This is a genomic window from Pseudomonas sp. BS3767 (genome assembly GCF_900099665.1).
Lineage (GTDB): Bacteria > Pseudomonadota > Gammaproteobacteria > Pseudomonadales > Pseudomonadaceae > Aquipseudomonas > Aquipseudomonas cerasi.
On the sequence record NZ_FNCX01000002.1, the window covers coordinates 953032 to 971386 of the forward strand.

Annotated in this window: 32 protein-coding genes; all 32 read right to left on the reverse strand. The window is 54.5% G+C overall.

Annotated features, from left to right (window positions below; genetic code table 11):
- Positions 1-21: 21 nt before the first annotated feature.
- The 32 genes from rplQ to rpsL all read right to left on the reverse strand — a co-directional run bounded on the left by rplQ (position 22) and on the right by rpsL (position 18201).
- Positions 22-408, reverse strand: a complete 387-nt coding sequence (rplQ, locus tag BLR16_RS08780; protein WP_002555463.1) for a 50S ribosomal protein L17 — start codon at positions 406-408, stop codon at positions 22-24.
- 41 nt (positions 409-449) lie between these two features.
- A complete protein-coding gene (rpoA, locus tag BLR16_RS08785; RefSeq protein ID WP_002555464.1) occupies positions 450-1451 on the reverse strand; it encodes a DNA-directed RNA polymerase subunit alpha in 1002 nt (333 codons plus the stop codon).
- Between the two features lie 22 nt (positions 1452-1473).
- On the reverse strand, positions 1474-2094 hold the full coding sequence (gene rpsD / locus BLR16_RS08790) for a 30S ribosomal protein S4 (RefSeq protein WP_002555465.1): 621 nt from the start codon (positions 2092-2094) through the stop codon (positions 1474-1476).
- A gap of 18 nt (positions 2095-2112) precedes the next feature.
- The gene (gene rpsK, locus BLR16_RS08795; RefSeq protein ID WP_002555466.1) at positions 2113-2502 is read right to left on the reverse strand and encodes a 30S ribosomal protein S11; all 390 of its coding nucleotides are present in this window, start codon (positions 2500-2502) and stop codon (positions 2113-2115) included.
- 30 nt (positions 2503-2532) lie between these two features.
- A complete protein-coding gene (gene rpsM, locus BLR16_RS08800) occupies positions 2533-2889 on the reverse strand; it encodes a 30S ribosomal protein S13 (RefSeq protein ID WP_092194206.1) in 357 nt (118 codons plus the stop codon).
- A gap of 130 nt (positions 2890-3019) precedes the next feature.
- Positions 3020-3136, reverse strand: coding sequence for a 50S ribosomal protein L36 (rpmJ, locus tag BLR16_RS08805; protein ID WP_002555468.1), 117 nt, complete (start codon positions 3134-3136; stop codon positions 3020-3022).
- A 28-nt stretch (positions 3137-3164) separates the two neighbouring features.
- The gene (gene secY / locus BLR16_RS08810; RefSeq protein WP_044310374.1) at positions 3165-4499 is read right to left on the reverse strand and encodes a preprotein translocase subunit SecY; all 1335 of its coding nucleotides are present in this window, start codon (positions 4497-4499) and stop codon (positions 3165-3167) included.
- A complete protein-coding gene (rplO, locus tag BLR16_RS08815; RefSeq protein WP_002555470.1) occupies positions 4500-4934 on the reverse strand; it encodes a 50S ribosomal protein L15 in 435 nt (144 codons plus the stop codon).
- 3 nt (positions 4935-4937) lie between these two features.
- Complete coding sequence (gene rpmD, locus BLR16_RS08820) at positions 4938-5114, reverse strand: 50S ribosomal protein L30 (protein WP_002555471.1); 177 nt, start codon at positions 5112-5114, stop codon at positions 4938-4940.
- A gap of 2 nt (positions 5115-5116) precedes the next feature.
- Positions 5117-5617, reverse strand: a complete 501-nt coding sequence (gene rpsE, locus BLR16_RS08825; protein ID WP_003317099.1) for a 30S ribosomal protein S5 — start codon at positions 5615-5617, stop codon at positions 5117-5119.
- 3 nt (positions 5618-5620) lie between these two features.
- Complete coding sequence (gene rplR, locus BLR16_RS08830; protein ID WP_002555473.1) at positions 5621-5971, reverse strand: 50S ribosomal protein L18; 351 nt, start codon at positions 5969-5971, stop codon at positions 5621-5623.
- Between the two features lie 10 nt (positions 5972-5981).
- A complete protein-coding gene (rplF, locus tag BLR16_RS08835) occupies positions 5982-6515 on the reverse strand; it encodes a 50S ribosomal protein L6 (protein WP_003369019.1) in 534 nt (177 codons plus the stop codon).
- A gap of 12 nt (positions 6516-6527) precedes the next feature.
- Positions 6528-6920, reverse strand: coding sequence for a 30S ribosomal protein S8 (rpsH, locus tag BLR16_RS08840; protein WP_002555475.1), 393 nt, complete (start codon positions 6918-6920; stop codon positions 6528-6530).
- A 214-nt stretch (positions 6921-7134) separates the two neighbouring features.
- Positions 7135-7440, reverse strand: a complete 306-nt coding sequence (gene rpsN, locus BLR16_RS08845; protein WP_002555476.1) for a 30S ribosomal protein S14 — start codon at positions 7438-7440, stop codon at positions 7135-7137.
- 13 nt (positions 7441-7453) lie between these two features.
- Positions 7454-7993, reverse strand: a complete 540-nt coding sequence (gene rplE / locus BLR16_RS08850) for a 50S ribosomal protein L5 (RefSeq protein WP_002555477.1) — start codon at positions 7991-7993, stop codon at positions 7454-7456.
- A 20-nt stretch (positions 7994-8013) separates the two neighbouring features.
- On the reverse strand, positions 8014-8328 hold the full coding sequence (gene rplX, locus BLR16_RS08855; protein ID WP_003317102.1) for a 50S ribosomal protein L24: 315 nt from the start codon (positions 8326-8328) through the stop codon (positions 8014-8016).
- A gap of 11 nt (positions 8329-8339) precedes the next feature.
- The gene (rplN, locus tag BLR16_RS08860; protein ID WP_002555479.1) at positions 8340-8708 is read right to left on the reverse strand and encodes a 50S ribosomal protein L14; all 369 of its coding nucleotides are present in this window, start codon (positions 8706-8708) and stop codon (positions 8340-8342) included.
- 23 nt (positions 8709-8731) lie between these two features.
- Positions 8732-8998: a 30S ribosomal protein S17 gene (gene rpsQ, locus BLR16_RS08865; RefSeq protein WP_002555480.1), complete on the reverse strand. Its 267-nt coding sequence runs from the start codon at positions 8996-8998 to the stop codon at positions 8732-8734.
- Between the two features lie 2 nt (positions 8999-9000).
- Entirely contained in the window at positions 9001-9192 is a 192-nt protein-coding gene (gene rpmC, locus BLR16_RS08870) for a 50S ribosomal protein L29 (protein WP_002555481.1), read from the reverse strand.
- The gene (gene rplP / locus BLR16_RS08875) at positions 9192-9605 is read right to left on the reverse strand and encodes a 50S ribosomal protein L16 (protein ID WP_002555482.1); all 414 of its coding nucleotides are present in this window, start codon (positions 9603-9605) and stop codon (positions 9192-9194) included. Before rplP ends, rpmC begins: the two co-directional genes overlap by 1 nt.
- 12 nt (positions 9606-9617) lie before the next feature.
- Positions 9618-10304: a 30S ribosomal protein S3 gene (gene rpsC, locus BLR16_RS08880; protein WP_003176422.1), complete on the reverse strand. Its 687-nt coding sequence runs from the start codon at positions 10302-10304 to the stop codon at positions 9618-9620.
- 13 nt (positions 10305-10317) lie between these two features.
- A complete protein-coding gene (gene rplV / locus BLR16_RS08885) occupies positions 10318-10650 on the reverse strand; it encodes a 50S ribosomal protein L22 (protein WP_002555485.1) in 333 nt (110 codons plus the stop codon).
- A gap of 13 nt (positions 10651-10663) precedes the next feature.
- Positions 10664-10939 carry a 30S ribosomal protein S19 gene (rpsS, locus tag BLR16_RS08890; RefSeq protein ID WP_002555486.1) on the reverse strand — a complete coding sequence of 92 codons (276 nt, stop codon included), beginning with the start codon at positions 10937-10939 and terminating at the stop codon, positions 10664-10666.
- A 16-nt stretch (positions 10940-10955) separates the two neighbouring features.
- On the reverse strand, positions 10956-11780 hold the full coding sequence (gene rplB, locus BLR16_RS08895) for a 50S ribosomal protein L2 (RefSeq protein WP_003317104.1): 825 nt from the start codon (positions 11778-11780) through the stop codon (positions 10956-10958).
- 14 nt (positions 11781-11794) lie between these two features.
- Positions 11795-12094 carry a 50S ribosomal protein L23 gene (rplW, locus tag BLR16_RS08900; RefSeq protein WP_002555488.1) on the reverse strand — a complete coding sequence of 100 codons (300 nt, stop codon included), beginning with the start codon at positions 12092-12094 and terminating at the stop codon, positions 11795-11797.
- On the reverse strand, positions 12091-12693 hold the full coding sequence (gene rplD / locus BLR16_RS08905; protein WP_002555489.1) for a 50S ribosomal protein L4: 603 nt from the start codon (positions 12691-12693) through the stop codon (positions 12091-12093). The genes rplW and rplD overlap by 4 nt, the downstream gene beginning before the upstream one ends.
- A 12-nt stretch (positions 12694-12705) precedes the next feature.
- Positions 12706-13341 carry a 50S ribosomal protein L3 gene (gene rplC / locus BLR16_RS08910; protein ID WP_002555490.1) on the reverse strand — a complete coding sequence of 212 codons (636 nt, stop codon included), beginning with the start codon at positions 13339-13341 and terminating at the stop codon, positions 12706-12708.
- An 81-nt stretch (positions 13342-13422) separates the two neighbouring features.
- Positions 13423-13734 carry a 30S ribosomal protein S10 gene (gene rpsJ, locus BLR16_RS08915; RefSeq protein WP_002555491.1) on the reverse strand — a complete coding sequence of 104 codons (312 nt, stop codon included), beginning with the start codon at positions 13732-13734 and terminating at the stop codon, positions 13423-13425.
- A 141-nt stretch (positions 13735-13875) separates the two neighbouring features.
- Positions 13876-15069 carry an elongation factor Tu gene (gene tuf / locus BLR16_RS08920; RefSeq protein ID WP_003369027.1) on the reverse strand — a complete coding sequence of 398 codons (1194 nt, stop codon included), beginning with the start codon at positions 15067-15069 and terminating at the stop codon, positions 13876-13878.
- Between the two features lie 31 nt (positions 15070-15100).
- Positions 15101-17206 (reverse strand): elongation factor G, encoded by a 2106-nt coding sequence (fusA, locus tag BLR16_RS08925; RefSeq protein WP_003369029.1) that lies wholly within the window; start codon positions 17204-17206, stop codon positions 15101-15103.
- Positions 17207-17236: 30 nt separating this feature from the next.
- Positions 17237-17707, reverse strand: a complete 471-nt coding sequence (gene rpsG / locus BLR16_RS08930; RefSeq protein ID WP_002555493.1) for a 30S ribosomal protein S7 — start codon at positions 17705-17707, stop codon at positions 17237-17239.
- A 122-nt stretch (positions 17708-17829) separates the two neighbouring features.
- Positions 17830-18201, reverse strand: coding sequence for a 30S ribosomal protein S12 (gene rpsL, locus BLR16_RS08935; protein ID WP_002555494.1), 372 nt, complete (start codon positions 18199-18201; stop codon positions 17830-17832).
- Positions 18202-18355: the final 154 nt, after the last annotated feature.

The window sequence follows — 18355 nt, forward strand, 5'->3', positions numbered from 1 at the left end:
TTTCATGTTCAAACTGATGTCTTATTCAGCAGCTTCTACAGAGCCACCGACAGGACGATCAACCAGCTCGACGTACGCCATTGGCGCGTTGTCGCCAGCGCGGAAACCGCACTTGAGGATGCGCAGGTAGCCGCCCTGACGGGTTGCATAGCGCTTGCCCAGATCGTTGAACAGTTTGCCGACGATTTCTTTCGAACGAGTACGGTCGAAAGCCAGACGACGGTTGGCAACGCTGTCTTCCTTGGCCAGGGTGATCAGCGGCTCGGCAACGCGGCGCAGTTCCTTGGCTTTCGGCAGGGTAGTTTTGATCAGCTCGTGCTCGAACAGCGACACCGCCATGTTTTGGAACATGGCTTTGCGGTGAGAGCTGGTACGGCTCAGGTGACGTCCACTTTTACGATGACGCATGGTTCATTCCTTACCAAACTCGCGTTCGGTGATTACGACGATCAGGCCGTAGCCTTGTCGTCCTTCTTAAGACTTGCCGGCGGCCAGTTGTCGAGGCGCATGCCGAGGGAGAGACCACGAGAAGCCAGAACGTCCTTGATCTCGGTCAAGGATTTCTTGCCCAGGTTCGGAGTCTTCAACAGCTCTACTTCGGTGCGCTGAATCAGATCACCGATGTAGTAGATGTTCTCCGCCTTAAGGCAGTTGGCCGAACGCACGGTCAGTTCCAAATCGTCAACCGGACGAAGCAGGATCGGATCGATCTCGTCTTCCTGTTCGATTACCACTGGTTCGCTGTCGCCTTTGAGGTCCACGAACGCAGCCAACTGCTGTTGCAGGATGGTTGCAGCGCGACGGATAGCCTCTTCAGGGTCCAGAGTACCGTTGGTTTCCAGATCAATAACCAGCTTGTCCAGGTTAGTACGCTGCTCGACACGGGCGTTTTCCACCACGTATGCGATACGGCGAACCGGGCTGAACGAAGAGTCAAGCTGCAAGCGACCAATGCTGCGGCTTTCGTCTTCATCGCTTTGACGCGAGTCTGCCGGCTCATAACCACGACCACGAGCTACGGTGAGCTTCATGTTCAAGACGCCGTTAGACGCCAGGTTAGCGATTACGTGATCGGGGTTAACGATCTCGACATCATGATCCAGCTGAATATCGGCAGCGGTAACCACCCCCGAACCCTTCTTCGACAAGGTCAGCGTAACTTCGTCTCGACCGTGCAGCTTGATAGCCAGACCTTTAAGGTTCAACAGGATTTCAATGACGTCTTCCTGTACACCTTCGATGGCGCTGTACTCATGGAGTACACCGTCAATCTCGGCCTCGACTACTGCACAGCCGGGCATGGAGGACAACAAAATGCGGCGAAGCGCGTTGCCCAGGGTATGGCCGAAACCACGCTCGAGAGGCTCGAGAGTGATTTTGGCGCGGGTTGGACTGACAACCTGCACATCAATGTGGCGGGGTGTCAGGAACTCATTTACCGAAATCTGCATGGATGCACCTATTTTCTAGCCCTTACTTGGAGTAGAGCTCGACAATCAGGCTTTCGTTGATGTCGGCGGATAGATCACTGCGAGCTGGAACGTTCTTGAAAACGCCCGATTTCTTCTCAGTGTCTACTTCTACCCATTCTACGCGGCCACGTTGGGCACACAGATCGAGAGCCTGGACAATACGCAGCTGATTCTTAGCTTTTTCGCGGATAGCAACAACGTCGCCAGCACGAACCTGATAAGAAGGAACGTTAACGGTTTTGCCGTTTACGCTGACCGACTTGTGCGAAACCAATTGACGGGATTCGGCACGCGTCGAGCCGAAGCCCATGCGGTATACAACGTTGTCCAGACGGCATTCGAGCAGTTGCAGCAGGTTCTCGCCTGTTGCACCTTTCTTGCCGGCGGCTTCTTTGTAGTAGCCGCTGAACTGACGCTCGAGAACGCCGTAGATACGACGGACTTTTTGCTTTTCACGCAGCTGAGTACCGTAATCGGACTGGCGACCACGACGTTGGCCGTGGATACCTGGAGCTGCTTCGATGTTGCACTTGGATTCGATAGCGCGAACGCCGCTCTTCAGAAAGAGATCGGTGCCTTCACGACGAGCAAGTTTGCATTTTGGACCAATGTAACGAGCCATTTCTTACAGTCTCCTGGATTACACGCGGCGCTTCTTCGGCGGACGGCACCCGTTGTGCGGGATTGGCGTCACGTCGGTGATGCTGGCGATCTTATAGCCACAGCCGTTCAATGCACGGACAGCGGATTCACGACCTGGGCCTGGACCCTTGACATTGACGTCGAGGTTCTTCAGACCGTACTCCAGCGCAGCTTGACCAGCACGTTCAGCAGCTACTTGAGCAGCGAACGGGGTGGACTTGCGCGAACCACGGAAACCCGAACCGCCGGAGGTAGCCCACGAAAGAGCGTTACCTTGACGATCGGTAATGGTGACGATTGTGTTGTTAAACGACGCGTGGATGTGGGCGATGCCATCAACCACTGTCTTTTTAACTTTTTTACGAGGACGAGCAGCAGGTTTTGCCATGACTAAATTCCTGTCGTTGCGCTGGTGCGATTACTTGCGGATCGGCTTACGCGGACCTTTGCGAGTACGCGCGTTGGTCTTGGTACGCTGACCGCGCAATGGAAGACCACGACGATGACGCAGACCGCGGTAGCAGCCCAGGTCCATCAAGCGCTTGATTTTCATGTTGATTTCGCGACGCAGGTCACCTTCAGTGGTGAACTTCGCCACTTCGCCACGCAGCTGTTCAATCTGCTCGTCGCTCAGATCTTTGATTTTCACCGCCGGATTTACGCCGGTGGTTGCACAAATTTTCTGTGCGGTGGTGCGACCAACACCATAGATGTAGGTCAACGAGATAACAGTATGCTTGTTATCTGGAATGTTAACGCCTGCAATACGGGCCATTCAGTGGGACTCCAATTGACAGCTACCTACGCCCCGGAAGCCAAGAAATAGGGCGCGAGATAATATCGCTGTAGTAACAAATAATCAACCCAGCAGCGCACTAGCTGCTGGGCTTAAGCACAAATCACAATCAGCCTTGGCGCTGCTTATGACGTGGTTCCGCGCTGCAAATTACTCGAACCACACCTTCGCGGCGGATAATCTTGCAGTTACGGCACAGCTTTTTCACCGATGCACGAACTTTCATCACCAACTCCTCGAACCTTAGGGGTGCTTCAGCGCAGCATACCGCCGCTGCCACCGTAGCCCTTCAGGTTGGCTTTCTTCATCAGGGATTCATACTGGTGCGAAACGAGGTGAGATTGCACTTGCGACATAAAGTCCATCACAACCACGACCACGATCAGCAACGAGGTCCCGCCAAGGTAGAACGGTACGTTTGCCGCGACCACCAGGAACTGGGGAAGCAGACACACGGCCGTCATATATAGAGCACCGAACATGGTCAAGCGAGTCAAAACGCCATCAATATAGCGTGCCGACTGCTCACCTGGACGAATACCCGGAATAAAGGCACCGGACTTCTTCAGGTTTTCCGCTACGTCTTTCGGATTGAACATCAACGCCGTATAGAAGAAGCAGAAGAAAATAATCCCTGCACTAAACAGCAGAATATTCAACGGCTGACCAGGAGCGATCGACTGCGAGATGTCCTGCAACCAGCCCAGACCTTCAGACTGACCGAACCAGGACCCCAACGAAGCCGGGAACAGCAAAATGCTGCTCGCGAAAATGGCCGGTATTACACCAGCCATGTTCACTTTCAGCGGCAAGTGGCTGGTCTGCGCAGCGAAGACCTTGCGGCCCTGCTGACGCTTGGCGTAGTGAACAGCGATACGACGCTGACCACGCTCAATGAACACCACAAAACCGATGATCGCTACCGCCAGCAAACCGATTGCAACCAGAGCGAAGATATTGATATCACCCTGACGTGCAGACTCGAAAGACTGCCCTATTGCTCTCGGAAGACCGGCGACGATACCTGCGAAAATCAACATCGAGATACCGTTGCCGACACCGCGCTCGGTGATCTGCTCGCCCAGCCACATCATGAACATCGCACCTGCCACGAAGGTAGTTACGGCCACAAAGTGGAAACCCAGGCCCCCAGAAAACGCGACGCCCTGACTCGCCAGACCAACGGACATGCCGATAGCTTGGACCAGAGCCAGGACAACGGTGCCATAGCGGGTGTACTGGCTTATCTTGCGACGGCCAGCTTCACCTTCCTTCTTCAACTGCTCCAGCTGCGGGCTGACGGCGGTCATCAACTGCATGATGATCGATGCCGAAATGTACGGCATGATCCCCAGTGCAAAGATGCTCATCCGTTCCAGCGCGCCGCCGGAAAACATGTTGAACAAGCTAAGAATGGTCCCCTCATTCTGTCGAAACAGTTCTGCGAGTCGGTCCGGGTTGATACCTGGAACCGGGATGTGTGCGCCTATTCGGTAGACGATAATCGCCAGGAACAGAAAACGCAGACGAGCCCAGAGTTCAGACATACCGCCTTTGCCGAGCGCTGAGAGAGCACCTTGCTTAGCCATTTATTCCTCGAACTTGCCGCCAGCTGCTTCGATAGCCGCACGCGCACCTTTGGTGGCGGCGATACCCTTGATAGTGACAGCGCGAGTAACTTCGCCCGACAGCATGATTTTCACACGCTGAACGTTCTGGTTAATCACGTTGGCATCTTTCAGGGACTGCACAGTTACGATGTCGCCTTCCACTTTAGCCAGCTCGGACAGACGCACTTCTGCGCGGTCCATGGCCTTCAGGGAAACGAAACCGAATTTTGGCAGGCGACGATGCAGCGGCTGTTGGCCGCCCTCAAAGCCCGGAGCAATAGTGCCACCGGAGCGGGAGCTTTGACCTTTGTGGCCACGGCCACCGGTCTTGCCCAAACCACTACCGATACCACGGCCCGGACGATGCTTTTCGCGACGGGAACCCGGCGCTGGACTCAGATCATTGAGTTTCATCGATTAACCCTCGACTCGCAGCATGTAGTAAGCCTTGTTGATCATCCCGCGATTTTCGGGAGTATCCAAGACTTCTACAGTGTGACCGATGCGACGCAGACCCAAACCCTTAATGCACAATCTGTGATTAGGGATGCGGCCGGTCATGCTTTTGATCAGCGTTACTTTAACGGTAGCCATGATCAGATGATCTCCTCAACACGCTTGCCACGCTTGGCAGCGATCGACTCAGGAGACTGCATGCCCTTCAAACCCTTGAACGTAGCGTGAACCACGTTTACCGGGTTAGTCGAACCGTAGCACTTGGCCAATACGTTCTGGACACCAGCAACTTCCAGCACTGCGCGCATTGCGCCGCCAGCGATGATACCGGTACCTTCAGAAGCAGGCTGCATGTACACCTTGGAGGCGCCATGAGCAGACTTCATCGCGTACTGCAGGGTAGTGCCGTTCAGATCAACCTGAATCATGTTGCGACGAGCAGCTTCCATCGCTTTCTGGATTGCAGCAGGCACTTCACGTGACTTGCCACGGCCGAAGCCAACGCGCCCTTTACCATCACCCACTACGGTCAACGCAGTGAAAGTGAAGATACGGCCGCCTTTTACGGTTTTGGCCACGCGGTTAACTTGAACCAGCTTCTCGATGTAGCCTTCGTCGCGTTTTTGGTCGTGATTTGACATAACTTAGAACTCCAGCCCGCCTTCACGAGCAGCATCAGCCAGCGCTTTGACACGGCCGTGGTACTTGAAGCCAGAACGGTCGAAAGCGACTTGCGATACACCCGCGGCTTTCGCGCGCTCGGCGACCAGCTTGCCAACCTTAGTGGCCGCGTCGATGTTGCCAGTGGCGCCATCACGCAGTTCTTTGTCCAAAGTCGAGGCGCTTGCCAGGACTTTGCTGCCGTCGGCCGAGATGACCTGGGCATAAATGTGCTGCGAAGAGCGGTGCACGCAGAGACGCACGACTTCCAGCTCGTGCATTTTCAGGCGTGCTTTGCGAGCGCGACGCAGTCGGGTAACTTTTTTGACGGTCATTTGCTATGCCCTACTTCTTCTTGGCTTCTTTACGGCGGACGACTTCGTCCGCGTAACGCACACCTTTGCCTTTGTAAGGCTCAGGACGGCGGAAGTCGCGGATCTCAGCGGCCACTTGACCAACCAACTGCTTATCGATACCACGAATCAGGATATCGGTCTGGCTGGGGGTCTCAGCGGTGATGCCATTCGGCAATTCATAGTCCACCGGGTGCGAGAAGCCAAGTGCAAGGTTCAGGACCGTGCCTTTTGCTTGCGCCTTGTAACCAACACCGACCAGCTGGAGCTTACGCTCGAAGCCTTGGCTTACGCCCTGGACCATGTTGTTAACCAGTGCACGAGTGGTGCCTGCCATTGCGCGGGTTTGTTGATCGCCATTGCGAGCAGCGAAACGCAGCTCACCAGCTTCTTCAACAATCTCAACGGACGAATGGATGTTCAGTTCCAGAGTGCCCTTGGCACCCTTCACCGAAAGCTGCTGGCCGACGAGTTTGACTTCGACGCCGGATGGCAACTTAACGGGGTTCTTAGCTACGCGTGACATGCTTATCCCCCCTTAGAACACAGTGCAAAGCACTTCGCCACCGACACCGGCAGCGCGCGCAGCACGATCCGTCATCACACCTTTACTGGTGGAGACGATAGACACACCAAGACCGCCACGAACTTTCGGCAGATCATCGGAGGACTTGTACTGACGCAAGCCTGGGCGGCTGACGCGCTTAACCTCTTCAATGACCGGACGGCCTTCGAAGTACTTAAGCTCGATGGACAGCGAGGATTTAACTTCGCTGCTGATCTGATAACCCGCAATGTAGCCTTCGTCCTTCAGGACTTTTGCTACAGCAACCTTCAACGTGGAAGATGGCATGCTTACGACGGGCTTTTCAGCCATCTGGGCATTACGGATACGAGTTAGCATGTCCGCTAACGGGTCCTGCATACTCATGGGCTAGACGCTCCTAAAACAAAATAATTAGCCTTGCGGCTACAGCTTGATCGCCGAGAACTTCCGGGCAAGTAAAAACACGGGCTCAGGCGAGCCGGCAATTCTAGTCCTACGCCGGAAATGAATCAAGCCCCAATAGGGGCTTGATTCAAATTCAGGCTTCATGCCGACCGGTGACTTGCGCAACCGGCTGGCACGAAGCGAGAGGTGCGCCTTACCAGCTGGCTTTGACCAGACCTGGTACGTCGCCACGCATGGCTGCTTCACGCAGTTTGTTACGGCCGAGGCCGAACTTGCGGTAAACGCCGTGTGGACGACCAGTGATGCGGCAACGGTTACGCATGCGCGCAGCGCTTGCGTCACGTGGTTGCTTCTGCAGGGCTACGGTAGCTTCCCAACGCGCTTCTGGACTTGCGTTCAGATCAACGATGATTGCTTTCAGCTCTGCACGCTTCTTGGCGTACTTTGCAACGGTGAGCTGACGCTTCAACTCACGGTTTTTCATGCTCTTCTTGGCCATTTTCCTACTCCAATCAGTTGCGGAACGGGAATTTGAAAGCACGCAGCAATGCGCGACCTTCATCATCGTTCTTGGCAGTGGTGGTCAGGGTAATGTCCAGACCGCGGAGAGCATCGATCTTGTCGTAGTCGATTTCCGGGAAGATGATCTGCTCTTTTACGCCCATGCTGTAGTTACCACGACCATCGAAGGACTTGGCATTCAGGCCGCGGAAGTCGCGAACCCGAGGCAGGGAGATCGACAGCAGACGATCCAGGAATTCGTACATACGATCGCGGCGCAGAGTCACTTTGACACCGATCGGCCAACCTTCACGGACTTTAAAGCCAGCGATGGATTTCCGAGCGTAAGTCACAACGACTTTTTGACCGGTGATCTTTTCCAGGTCAGCAACAGCGTGCTCGATGACTTTTTTGTCGCCGATCGCTTCGCCCAGACCCATGTTCAGGGTGATTTTGGTAACGCGCGGAACTTCCATCACGTTCGAAAGCTTAAGTTCTTCCTTAAGTTTCGGAGCGATTTCCTTCCGGTAAATCTCTTTTAGTCGTGCCATGGTCTTCTACCTAGCAGTGTTCAAGCATCAACCGCTTTTTGGGTCGACTTGAAGACACGAATTTTCTTGCCGTCTTCAACTTTGAAACCAACGCGGTCAGCCTTGTTGGTTGCGCCGTTGAAAATGGCGACGTTGGAAGCGTGCATTGGCGCTTCTTTCTCGACGATACCGCCCTGTACGCCCGACATCGGGTTTGGCTTGGTATGACGCTTCACCAGGTTGATCCCACCAACGACCAAACGGTCGTCAGCGAGAACCTTGAGCACCTTACCGCGCTTACCTTTGTCTTTGCCGGCGATCACGATGATCTCGTCGTCACGACGAATCTTTTGCATGTCGGATCTCCTTAGAGCACTTCTGGGGCGAGCGAGACGATCTTCATGAACTTCTCAGTACGAAGTTCACGGGTCACTGGCCCAAAGATACGGGTACCGATCGGCTCTTGCTTGTTGTTCAACAGAACAGCAGCGTTGCCATCGAAGCGGATGATGGAGCCGTCTGCACGACGAACACCGTGGCGAGTGCGGACTACAACTGCAGTCATCACTTGGCCTTTTTTCACCTTGCCGCGAGGAATTGCTTCCTTGACGGTTACTTTGATGATGTCACCGATACCAGCGTAACGACGATGGGAGCCACCCAGCACCTTGATGCACATAACGCGGCGTGCGCCGCTGTTATCGGCCACATCGAGCATGGATTGAGTCTGAATCATATAATTTCTCCGACCCCTAGCCCTTAGACTTCCACAGCGCGTTCGAGGATATCAACCAATGCCCAAGACTTGGTCTTGGCTACCGGACGAGTTTCACGAATAGTGACCTTGTCGCCGATATGGCATTGATTGGTTTCGTCGTGCGCGTGCAGCTTAGTCGAACGCTTAACGTATTTACCGTAGATCGGGTGCTTTACGCGACGCTCGATCAGAACGGTGATGGTCTTGTCCATCTTGTCGCTGACAACACGGCCAGTCAGCGTACGGACAGTTTTTTCGGCTTCAGCCATGATTACTTACCTGCCTGCTGGTTGAGCACAGTTTTCACGCGAGCGATGTCACGCTTAACTTGCGAGAGCAGATGAGACTGCCCCAACTGGCCAGTTGCTTTCTGCATACGCAGATTGAACTGGTCGCGCAGCAGGCCGAGCAGTTGCTCGTTCAGCTGCTGTGCTGATTTTTCACGAAGTTCATTCGCTTTCATCACATCACCGTCCGCTTAACAAAGGAGGTGGCGAGCGGCAGCTTTGCAGCAGCCAGGGCGAAAGCCTCACGCGCCAGCTCTTCAGTAACACCCTCGATTTCATACAGGACTTTGCCTGGCTGAATCTGGGCAACCCAGTACTCCACGTTACCCTTACCTTTACCCATCCGAACTTCGAGTGGCTTTTTGGTTACAGGCTTGTCCGGGAACACACGGATCCAGATCTTGCCGCCACGTTTAACGTGACGGGTCAGAGCACGACGCGCTGACTCGATCTGACGAGCGGTGAGACGACCACGAGCAACAGACTTCAGCGCGAACTCGCCGAAGCTGACTTTGCTACCGCGCAGTGCCAGACCACGGTTGTGGCCGGTCATCTGCTTGCGGAACTTCGTACGCTTTGGTTGCAACATTTGGCGTACCCCTTACTTAGCAGCTTTTTTACGAGGCGCTGGTGCTTGTGGTTTCAGTTCTTCTTGGCGACCACCAATTACTTCGCCTTTGAAGATCCAAACCTTTACACCGATCACACCGTAAGTGGTGTGAGCTTCGTAGTTGGCATAGTCGATGTCGGCACGCAGGGTGTGCAGTGGCACACGACCTTCGCGATACCATTCAGTACGTGCGATTTCAGCACCGCCGAGACGACCGCTCACTTGGATTTTGATGCCTTTGGCACCAATGCGCATGGCGTTCTGAACAGCGCGCTTCATAGCGCGACGGAACATTACGCGACGCTCCAGCTGCTGAGCTACGCTCTGCGCAACCAGCATACCGTCGAGCTCCGGCTTACGGATCTCTTCGATATTGATGTGCACAGGCACACCCATTTGCTTGGTCAGGTCCTGACGCAGTTTCTCAACATCTTCACCTTTCTTCCCGATAACGATACCTGGACGAGCGGTGTGGATGGTGATACGTGCTGTCTGAGCCGGACGATGGATATCGATACGGCTGACGGACGCGCTTTTTAATTTGTCTTGGAGGTACTCACGCACTTTCAGATCAGCGAACAAATAGTCCGCATAAGTCCGACCGTCTGCGTACCAGACGGAGGTGTGCTCCTTGACGATTCCCAGGCGAATGCCAATGGGATGTACTTTCTGACCCATCTCTTCGACTCCGTTACTTGTCAGCAACCTTGACAGTGATATGGCAAGACCGCTTGACGATGCGATCAGCACGGCCTTTAGCACGTGGCATGATGCGCTTCAGCGAACGCCCTTCGTTGACGAAAACGGTGGAGACCTTGAGGTCATCAACGTCTGCGCCTTCGTTATGCTCGGCGTTGGCTACAGCCGACTCCAGCACTTTCTTCAGGATCTCGGCGGCTTTCTTACTGCTGAAAGCCAACAGGTTGAGCGCTTCGCCCACCTTCTTCCCGCGGATCTGGTCGGCGACCAAGCGGGCTTTCTGGGCGGAGATTCGAGCGCCCGACAACTTAGCGGCTACTTCCATCGTTCCTTACCCCTTAACGCTTGGCTTTCTTGTCTGCCACGTGCCCACGATATGTGCGGGTACCGGCAAACTCGCCTAGTTTATGGCCGACCATGTCTTCGTTCACGAGAACTGGAACATGCTGGCGACCGTTATGCACTGCAATGGTCAAACCGACCATTTGTGGCAGGATCATCGAACGACGCGACCAGGTCTTAACTGGTTTGCGATCGTTCTTTTCCGCCGCCACTTCGATCTTCTTCAGTAGGTGAAGATCAATAAAAGGACCTTTTTTCAGAGAACGTGGCACTGTCGTATCCCTCTATTTACTTGCGACGACGGACGATCATTTTGTCGGTACGCTTATTACCACGAGTCTTCGCGCCCTTAGTCGGGAAGCCCCACGGCGATACCGGATGACGACCACCAGAGGTACGACCTTCACCACCACCATGTGGGTGGTCAACCGGGTTCATGGCAACACCACGAACGGTTGGGCGAACGCCACGCCAGCGTTTGGCACCCGCTTTACCCAGCGAACGAAGGCTGTGCTCGGAGTTCGAGACTTCACCCAGCGTTGCACGGCACTCAGACAGTACTTTACGCATTTCACCGGAGCGAAGACGCAGGGTAACGTACACACCTTCACGAGCGATCAGCTGTGCCGAGGCACCAGCGGAACGAGCGATCTGTGCGCCTTTACCTGGCTTCAGTTCGATGCCGTGTACGGTGCTACCAACTGGAATGTTGCGCAGTTGAAGAGCGTTGCCCGGCTTGATTGGTGCCAGAGCACCTGCAATCAGCTGGTCGCCAGCACTTACGCCTTTAGGGGCGATGATGTAGCGGCGCTCGCCGTCTGCGTAAAGCAGCAGAGCAATGTGAGCAGTGCGGTTTGGATCGTATTCGATACGCTCGACGGTGGCAGCGATGCCATCCTTGTCGTTGCGACGGAAGTCGACCAGACGATAATGCTGCTTATGGCCACCACCGATATGACGGGTAGTAATACGACCATTGTTGTTACGACCACCAGACTTCGATTTTTTCTCGAGCAGCGGTGCGTGAGGAGCGCCTTTATGCAGCTCCTGGTTGACCACCTTGACCACAAAACGGCGGCCAGGGGAAGTCGGTTTGCATTTAACGATTGCCATGATGCACCCCTTCCTTACTCAGCACTGCTGCTGAAATCGAGATCTTGGCCTGGCTGAAGGGAGATAACTGCCTTCTTCCAGTCATTACGCTTGCCCAGACCGCGAGCAGTGCGCTTGCTCTTACCCAGAACATTCAGGGTAGTAACACGCTCTACTTTCACGCTGAACAGGCTTTCGACGGCCTTCTTGATTTCCAGCTTGGTTGCGTCAGTAGCAACCTTGAAAACGAACTGACCTTTTTTGTCTGCAAGAACCGTAGCCTTCTCGGAAACGTGCGGGCCAAGCAGAACTTTAAATACGCGTTCCTGGTTCATCCCAGCAGCTCCTCGAATTTCTTCACGGCCGACACAGTGATCAACACTTTGTCGTATGCGATCAGACTAACTGGATCGGAACCTTGAACGTCACGTACATCAACGTGCGGCAGGTTACGAGCAGCCAGGTACAGATTCTGGTCAACAGCGTCAGACACGATCAGGACGTCAGTCAGGCCCATGCCAGTCAGCTTGTTCAGCAAATCTTTGGTTTTCGGTGCTTCAACAGCGAAGTCCTGAACCACGACCAAACGATCAGTACGAACCAGTTCAGCAAGGATGGAGCGCAGAGCAGCGCGATACATCTTCTTGTTGAGCTTCTGAGTGTGATCCTGAGGACGAGCCGCGAAAGTGGTACCGCCGCCACGCCAGATTGGGCTACGGATAGTACCGGCACGAGCACGGCCAGTACCTTTCTGACGCCAAGGGCGCTTACCGCCACCACGAACGTCGGAACGGGTCTTTTGCTGCTTGCTACCCTGACGACCGCCAGCCATGTAGGCCACGACTGCCTGGTGAACCAGCGTCTCGTTGAATTCGCCGCCAAATGTCAGTTCGGAAACTTCGATTGCCTGAGCGTCATTTACATTTAATTGCATGTCAGCTTCCCCTTAACCGCGAGCCTTGGCTGCCGGACGTACAACCAGGTTGCCGCCAGTAGCGCCAGGAACAGCACCCTTGACCAACAACAGATTGCGTTCAGCGTCCACGCGCACTACTTCCAGGGACTGCACGGTCACGCGCTCAGCGCCCATATGACCGGACATTTTTTTGCCCTTGAATACACGACCAGGAGTCTGGCACTGGCCGATAGAGCCTGGGACGCGGTGGGAGACGGAGTTACCGTGGGTATTGTCTTGACCACGGAAATTCCAACGCTTGATCGTACCCTGGAAGCCTTTACCCTTGGACTGACCGGTTACATCAACCAGTTGACCAGCGGCGAAGATTTCAGCGTTGATCTGATCGCCAGCCTGGTAGTCGCCTTCTTCAAGACGGAATTCCATGACGGTACGACCGGCGGCAACGTTCGCCTTAGCGAAGTGGCCAGCCTGAGCGGCTGTAACACGCGAAGCGCGACGCTCGCCGACAGTGACTTGCACTGCACGATAGCCATCGGTTTCTTCGGTTTTGAACTGAGTGACGCGATTCGGCTCGATCTCAATGACCGTGACCGGAATGGAGACACCTTCTTCGGTGAAAATACGGGTCATACCGCATTTACGACCGACTACACCAATAGTCATGTTGTAAACCTCATGAGTGTACGGGGCTTTCACCCGCTATGGCCGCCCATTTCAGAGCGTTACACGACTAAGACCCAAGTCTTAGCCGAGGCTGATCTGAACTTCCACACCGGCCGCAAGATCAAGCTTCATAAGCGCATCAACGGTTTTTTCCGTTGGCTGAACAATGTCCAGAACACGCTTGTGAGTACGGATCTCATACTGGTCGCGCGCGTCTTTGTTGACGTGCGGAGAAACCAGAACGGTGAACCGCTCTTTACGAGTCGGCAGTGGAATCGGACCACGCACCTGTGCACCAGTACGTTTCGCGGTTTCCACGATTTCCTGGGTTGATTGGTCGATCAGGCGATGGTCAAAAGCCTTCAACCTGATACGGATTTGCTGGTTTTGCATTGGATTCAGACTCCAGATTGCTGTTCCCACCGAGCGCAATACGCCCGTTAAAAGGAGGCGCAATTCTATAGACGACCTCACTAGGTGTCAACCCAATAAAAAAGCCCCCGCGTTGCGGGGGCTCTTTTTGGGAATCAACGCTTACGCGATGATTTTGGCCACGACGCCAGCGCCGACGGTACGACCGCCTTCACGGATTGCGAAACGCAGACCATCTTCCATTGCGATTGGCTTGATCAGGGTAACGGAAACTTTAACGTTATCACCTGGCATAACCATTTCTACGCCTTCCGGCAGTTCGCAGCTACCAGTTACGTCGGTAGTACGGAAGTAGAACTGTGGACGGTAGCCTTTGAAGAACGGAGTGTGACGACCGCCTTCTTCTTTGCTCAGAACGTAGATTTCAGCTTCGAACTGAGTGTGCGGCTTGACGGTGCCTGGCTTGACCAAAACCTGGCCACGCTCAACGTCGTCACGCTTGGTACCACGCAGCAGAACGCCGCAGTTCTCGCCAGCACGACCTTCGTCGAGCAGCTTACGGAACATTTCAACACCGGTGCAGGTGGTGACGGTAGTGTCACGCAGACCAACGATTTCCAGTGGATCCTGAACCTTGACGATACCGCGCTCAATACGACCAGTCACAACAGTACCGCGACCGGAGATCGAGAACACGTCTTCGATCGGCATCAGGAACGGCTTGTCGGTCAGACGAACTGGTTCTGGAATGTAGGAGTCCAGTGTTTCAACCAGTTTACGAACGGCAGTGGTGCCCATTTCGTTGTCGTCTTTACCTTCCAGAGCCATACGAGCAGAACCGATGATGATCGGAGTGTCGTCGCCTGGGAAGTCGTAAGTGCTCAGCAGATCGCGCACTTCCATCTCAACCAGTTCCAGCAGCTCAGCGTCGTCTACCAGGTCAGCCTTGTTCAGGAAAACCACGATGTACGGAACGCCAACCTGACGGGACAGCAGGATGTGCTCACGGGTTTGTGGCATCGGACCATCAGCGGCCGAACAAACCAGAATCGCGCCGTCCATCTGGGCAGCACCGGTGATCATGTTCTTCACGTAGTCAGCGTGACCTGGGCAGTCAACGTGAGCGTAGTGACGGATCAACGATTTGTATTCAACGTGCGCGGTATTAATGGTAATACCACGAGCTTTCTCTTCCGGTGCGCTGTCGATCTTGTCGAATTCAACAGCAGCCGAACCGAAAACTTCGGAGCAGACGCGAGTCAGAGCAGCGGTCAGCGTGGTTTTACCGTGGTCAACGTGACCAATGGTGCCAACGTTGACGTGCGGGAGGGAACGATCAAATTTTTCTTTAGCCACGACAAATAACTCCTAGCCTAAAGGCGCTGAATCAGCCTTGTTTTTTGGTTACAGTTTCGACGATGTGCGACGGAGCTGTATTGTATTTTTTGAATTCCATAGAGTAGCTTGCGCGACCCTGAGACATGGAGCGAACGTCGGTCGCATAACCGAACATCTCACCCAACGGAACCTCGGCACGAATTACCTTGCCGGAAACCGTATCTTCCATACCCAGAATCATGCCGCGACGGCGGTTAAGGTCGCCCATCACGTCACCCATATAGTCTTCAGGCGTAACAACCTCTACCGCCATGATCGGCTCAAGCAACTCACCACCGCCCTTCTGGGCCAGTTGCTTGGTCGCCATGGAGGCAGCCACCTTAAACGCCATCTCGTTCGAGTCGACGTCATGGTAGGAACCATCAAACACGGTAGCCTTCAGGCCGATCAGCGGATAGCCGGCAACAACGCCGTTCTTCATCTGCTCTTCGATACCCTTCTGGATAGCCGGGATGTATTCCTTGGGAACAACACCACCTACCACTTCGTTTACGAATTGCAGACCTTCCTGACCTTCGTCAGCAGGTGCAAAACGGATCCAGCAGTGACCGAACTGGCCACGACCGCCGGATTGACGAACGAACTTGCCTTCGATTTCACAATTCTTCGTGATGCGCTCACGATAGGAAACCTGAGGCTTGCCGATGTTGGCTTCGACGTTGAACTCACGGCGCATCCGGTCAACCAGGATGTCCAGGTGCAGCTCGCCCATGCCAGAGATGATCGTTTGACCAGTCTCTTCATCAGTCTTGACGCGGAAAGACGGGTCTTCCTGAGCAAGTTTGCCCAGTGCGATACCCATTTTTTCCTGGTCATCCTTGGTTTTAGGCTCAACGGCAACCGAAATAACCGGCTCCGGGAAGTCCATGCGAACCAGGATGATTGGCTTGTCAGCGTTGCACAAGGTCTCACCAGTGGTGACGTCCTTCATGCCGATCAAGGCCGCGATGTCACCAGCGCGTACTTCCTTGATCTCTTCGCGGGCGTTTGCGTGCATCTGCACCATACGACCCACACGCTCTTTCTTGCCCTTGACCGAGTTGATCACGCCGTCGCCGGATGCCAACACGCCCGAGTAAACGCGGACGAAAGTCAAGGTACCCACGAATGGGTCGGTAGCGATCTTGAACGCCAGAGCCGAGAACGGCTCGTTGTCGTCTGCATGACGCTCCATCAGGACTTCTTCGTTATCAGGATCGGAACCCTTGATAGCTGGAATGTCGGTCGGAGCCGGCAGGTAGTCGATCACGGCGTCGAGAACCAGGGGAACGCCCTTGTTCTTGAAGGAAGAACCGCAAACAGCAAGAACGATCTCGCCAGCGATAGTACGCTGACGCAGAGCGGCCTTGATTTCCTCGTTGGAGAGTTCTTCACCTTCGAGGTACTTGTTCATCAGCTCTTCGCTGGCTTCGGCCGCAGCCTCGACCATGTTGCTGCGCCATTCGTCAGCCAGTTCCTGCAGCTCAGCAGGAATAGGCTCACGACGTGGAACCATACCCTTGTCGGCATCGTTCCAGTAAACAGCTTCCATGGACATCAGATCGATCTGACCCTGGAAGTTGTCTTCGGCGCCAATGGCCAGCTGGATCGGCACCGGGGTGTGACCCAGGCGCTGCTTGATCTGAGCGATTACGCGCAGAAAGTTCGCACCTGCACGGTCCATCTTGTTCACGTAAACGATACGCGGAACACCGTACTTGTTGGCTTGACGCCATACGGTTTCGGACTGCGGTTCTACGCCGGAAGTACCACAGAACACAACGACCGCGCCGTCGAGTACACGCAGGGAACGCTCAACTTCAATGGTGAAGTCAACGTGGCCCGGGGTGTCAATAACGTTGAAACGGTATTGGTCTTTGTGTTGCTTCTCGGAACCCTGCCAGAAGGCAGTAATAGCAGCAGAAGTAATGGTAATACCACGCTCCTGCTCCTGAACCATCCAGTCCGTGGTCGCGGCGCCGTCATGCACCTCGCCCATTTTGTGGCTTTTGCCGGTGTAAAAAAGGACGCGCTCGGTGGTGGTGGTTTTACCAGCATCCACGTGAGCAACGATACCAATGTTACGGTAGCGGCCAATCGGAGTAGTACGAGCCATAAAGCCCTCGCAAAATTAGTGACGCTGAAATTAGAAGCGGTAGTGCGAGAAAGCCTTGTTGGCCTCAGCCATACGGTGCACGTCTTCACGCTTCTTGACCGCAGCACCTTTACCTTCGGCGGCGTCCAGCAGTTCGCCAGCCAAACGCAGCGCCATTGACTTCTCACCGCGCTTGCGCGCGAAGTCTACCAGCCAACGCATTGCCAGAGCATTACGACGGGACGGACGAACTTCGACAGGAACCTGGTAAGTAGCACCGCCTACACGGCGCGACTTTACTTCGACCAGCGGAGCGATGGCGTCGAGAGCTTTCTCGAAGATTTCCAGGGGGTCGCTGTTCTTACGTTCTTTAACCTTTTCCAGCGCGCCATAAACGATACGCTCGGCAACGGCTTTCTTGCCGCTTTCCATTACGTGGTTCATGAACTTGGCCAGAATCTGGCTGCCGTATTTTGGATCGTCAAGCACTTCGCGCTTGGCTGCTACGCGTCTTCTTGGCATGGATAAGCCCTCAAACGGTCTTCAGGTTAGCTCGGGACCACCATCCTGCGAGGGATGCGCCCGACCTTACTCTTATCGACTCAGAAAAATAGAAATCTGCAATTTCAAACAGAAGCCAAAAACTACTTAGGCTTCTTGGTACCGTATTTCGAGCGACCCTGGTTACGACCTTTAACGCCGGAAGTATCCAAAGAACCACGAACGGTGTGATAACGAACACCTGGCAAGTCTTTTACACGACCGCCACGGATCAGTACCACGCTGTGCTCTTGCAGGTTGTGACCTTCACCACCGATGTACGAGGAAACCTCGAAACCGTTGGTCAGGCGCACACGGCAGACTTTACGCAATGCCGAGTTAGGTTTTTTCGGCGTGGTGGTATACACACGAGTGCACACACCGCGACGTTGCGGGCAGTTCTGCAGCGCAGGTACGTCGGATTTCTCGACGATACGCTTACGCGGCTGACGTACCAGCTGGTTGATAGTTGCCATCTACTAGCTCCACTGTTGTCTTGCGACGCTATTGTCTTACAAGAAAAGCAAATGACAGGGCACAGGCCCCGCCAAATTTAGGGGTACAAGAGTCTAAAGAGGATCCCGCCCCCAGTCAAGACAAAGCCCCGACGTCCTCACCGGGCGAGGCAGC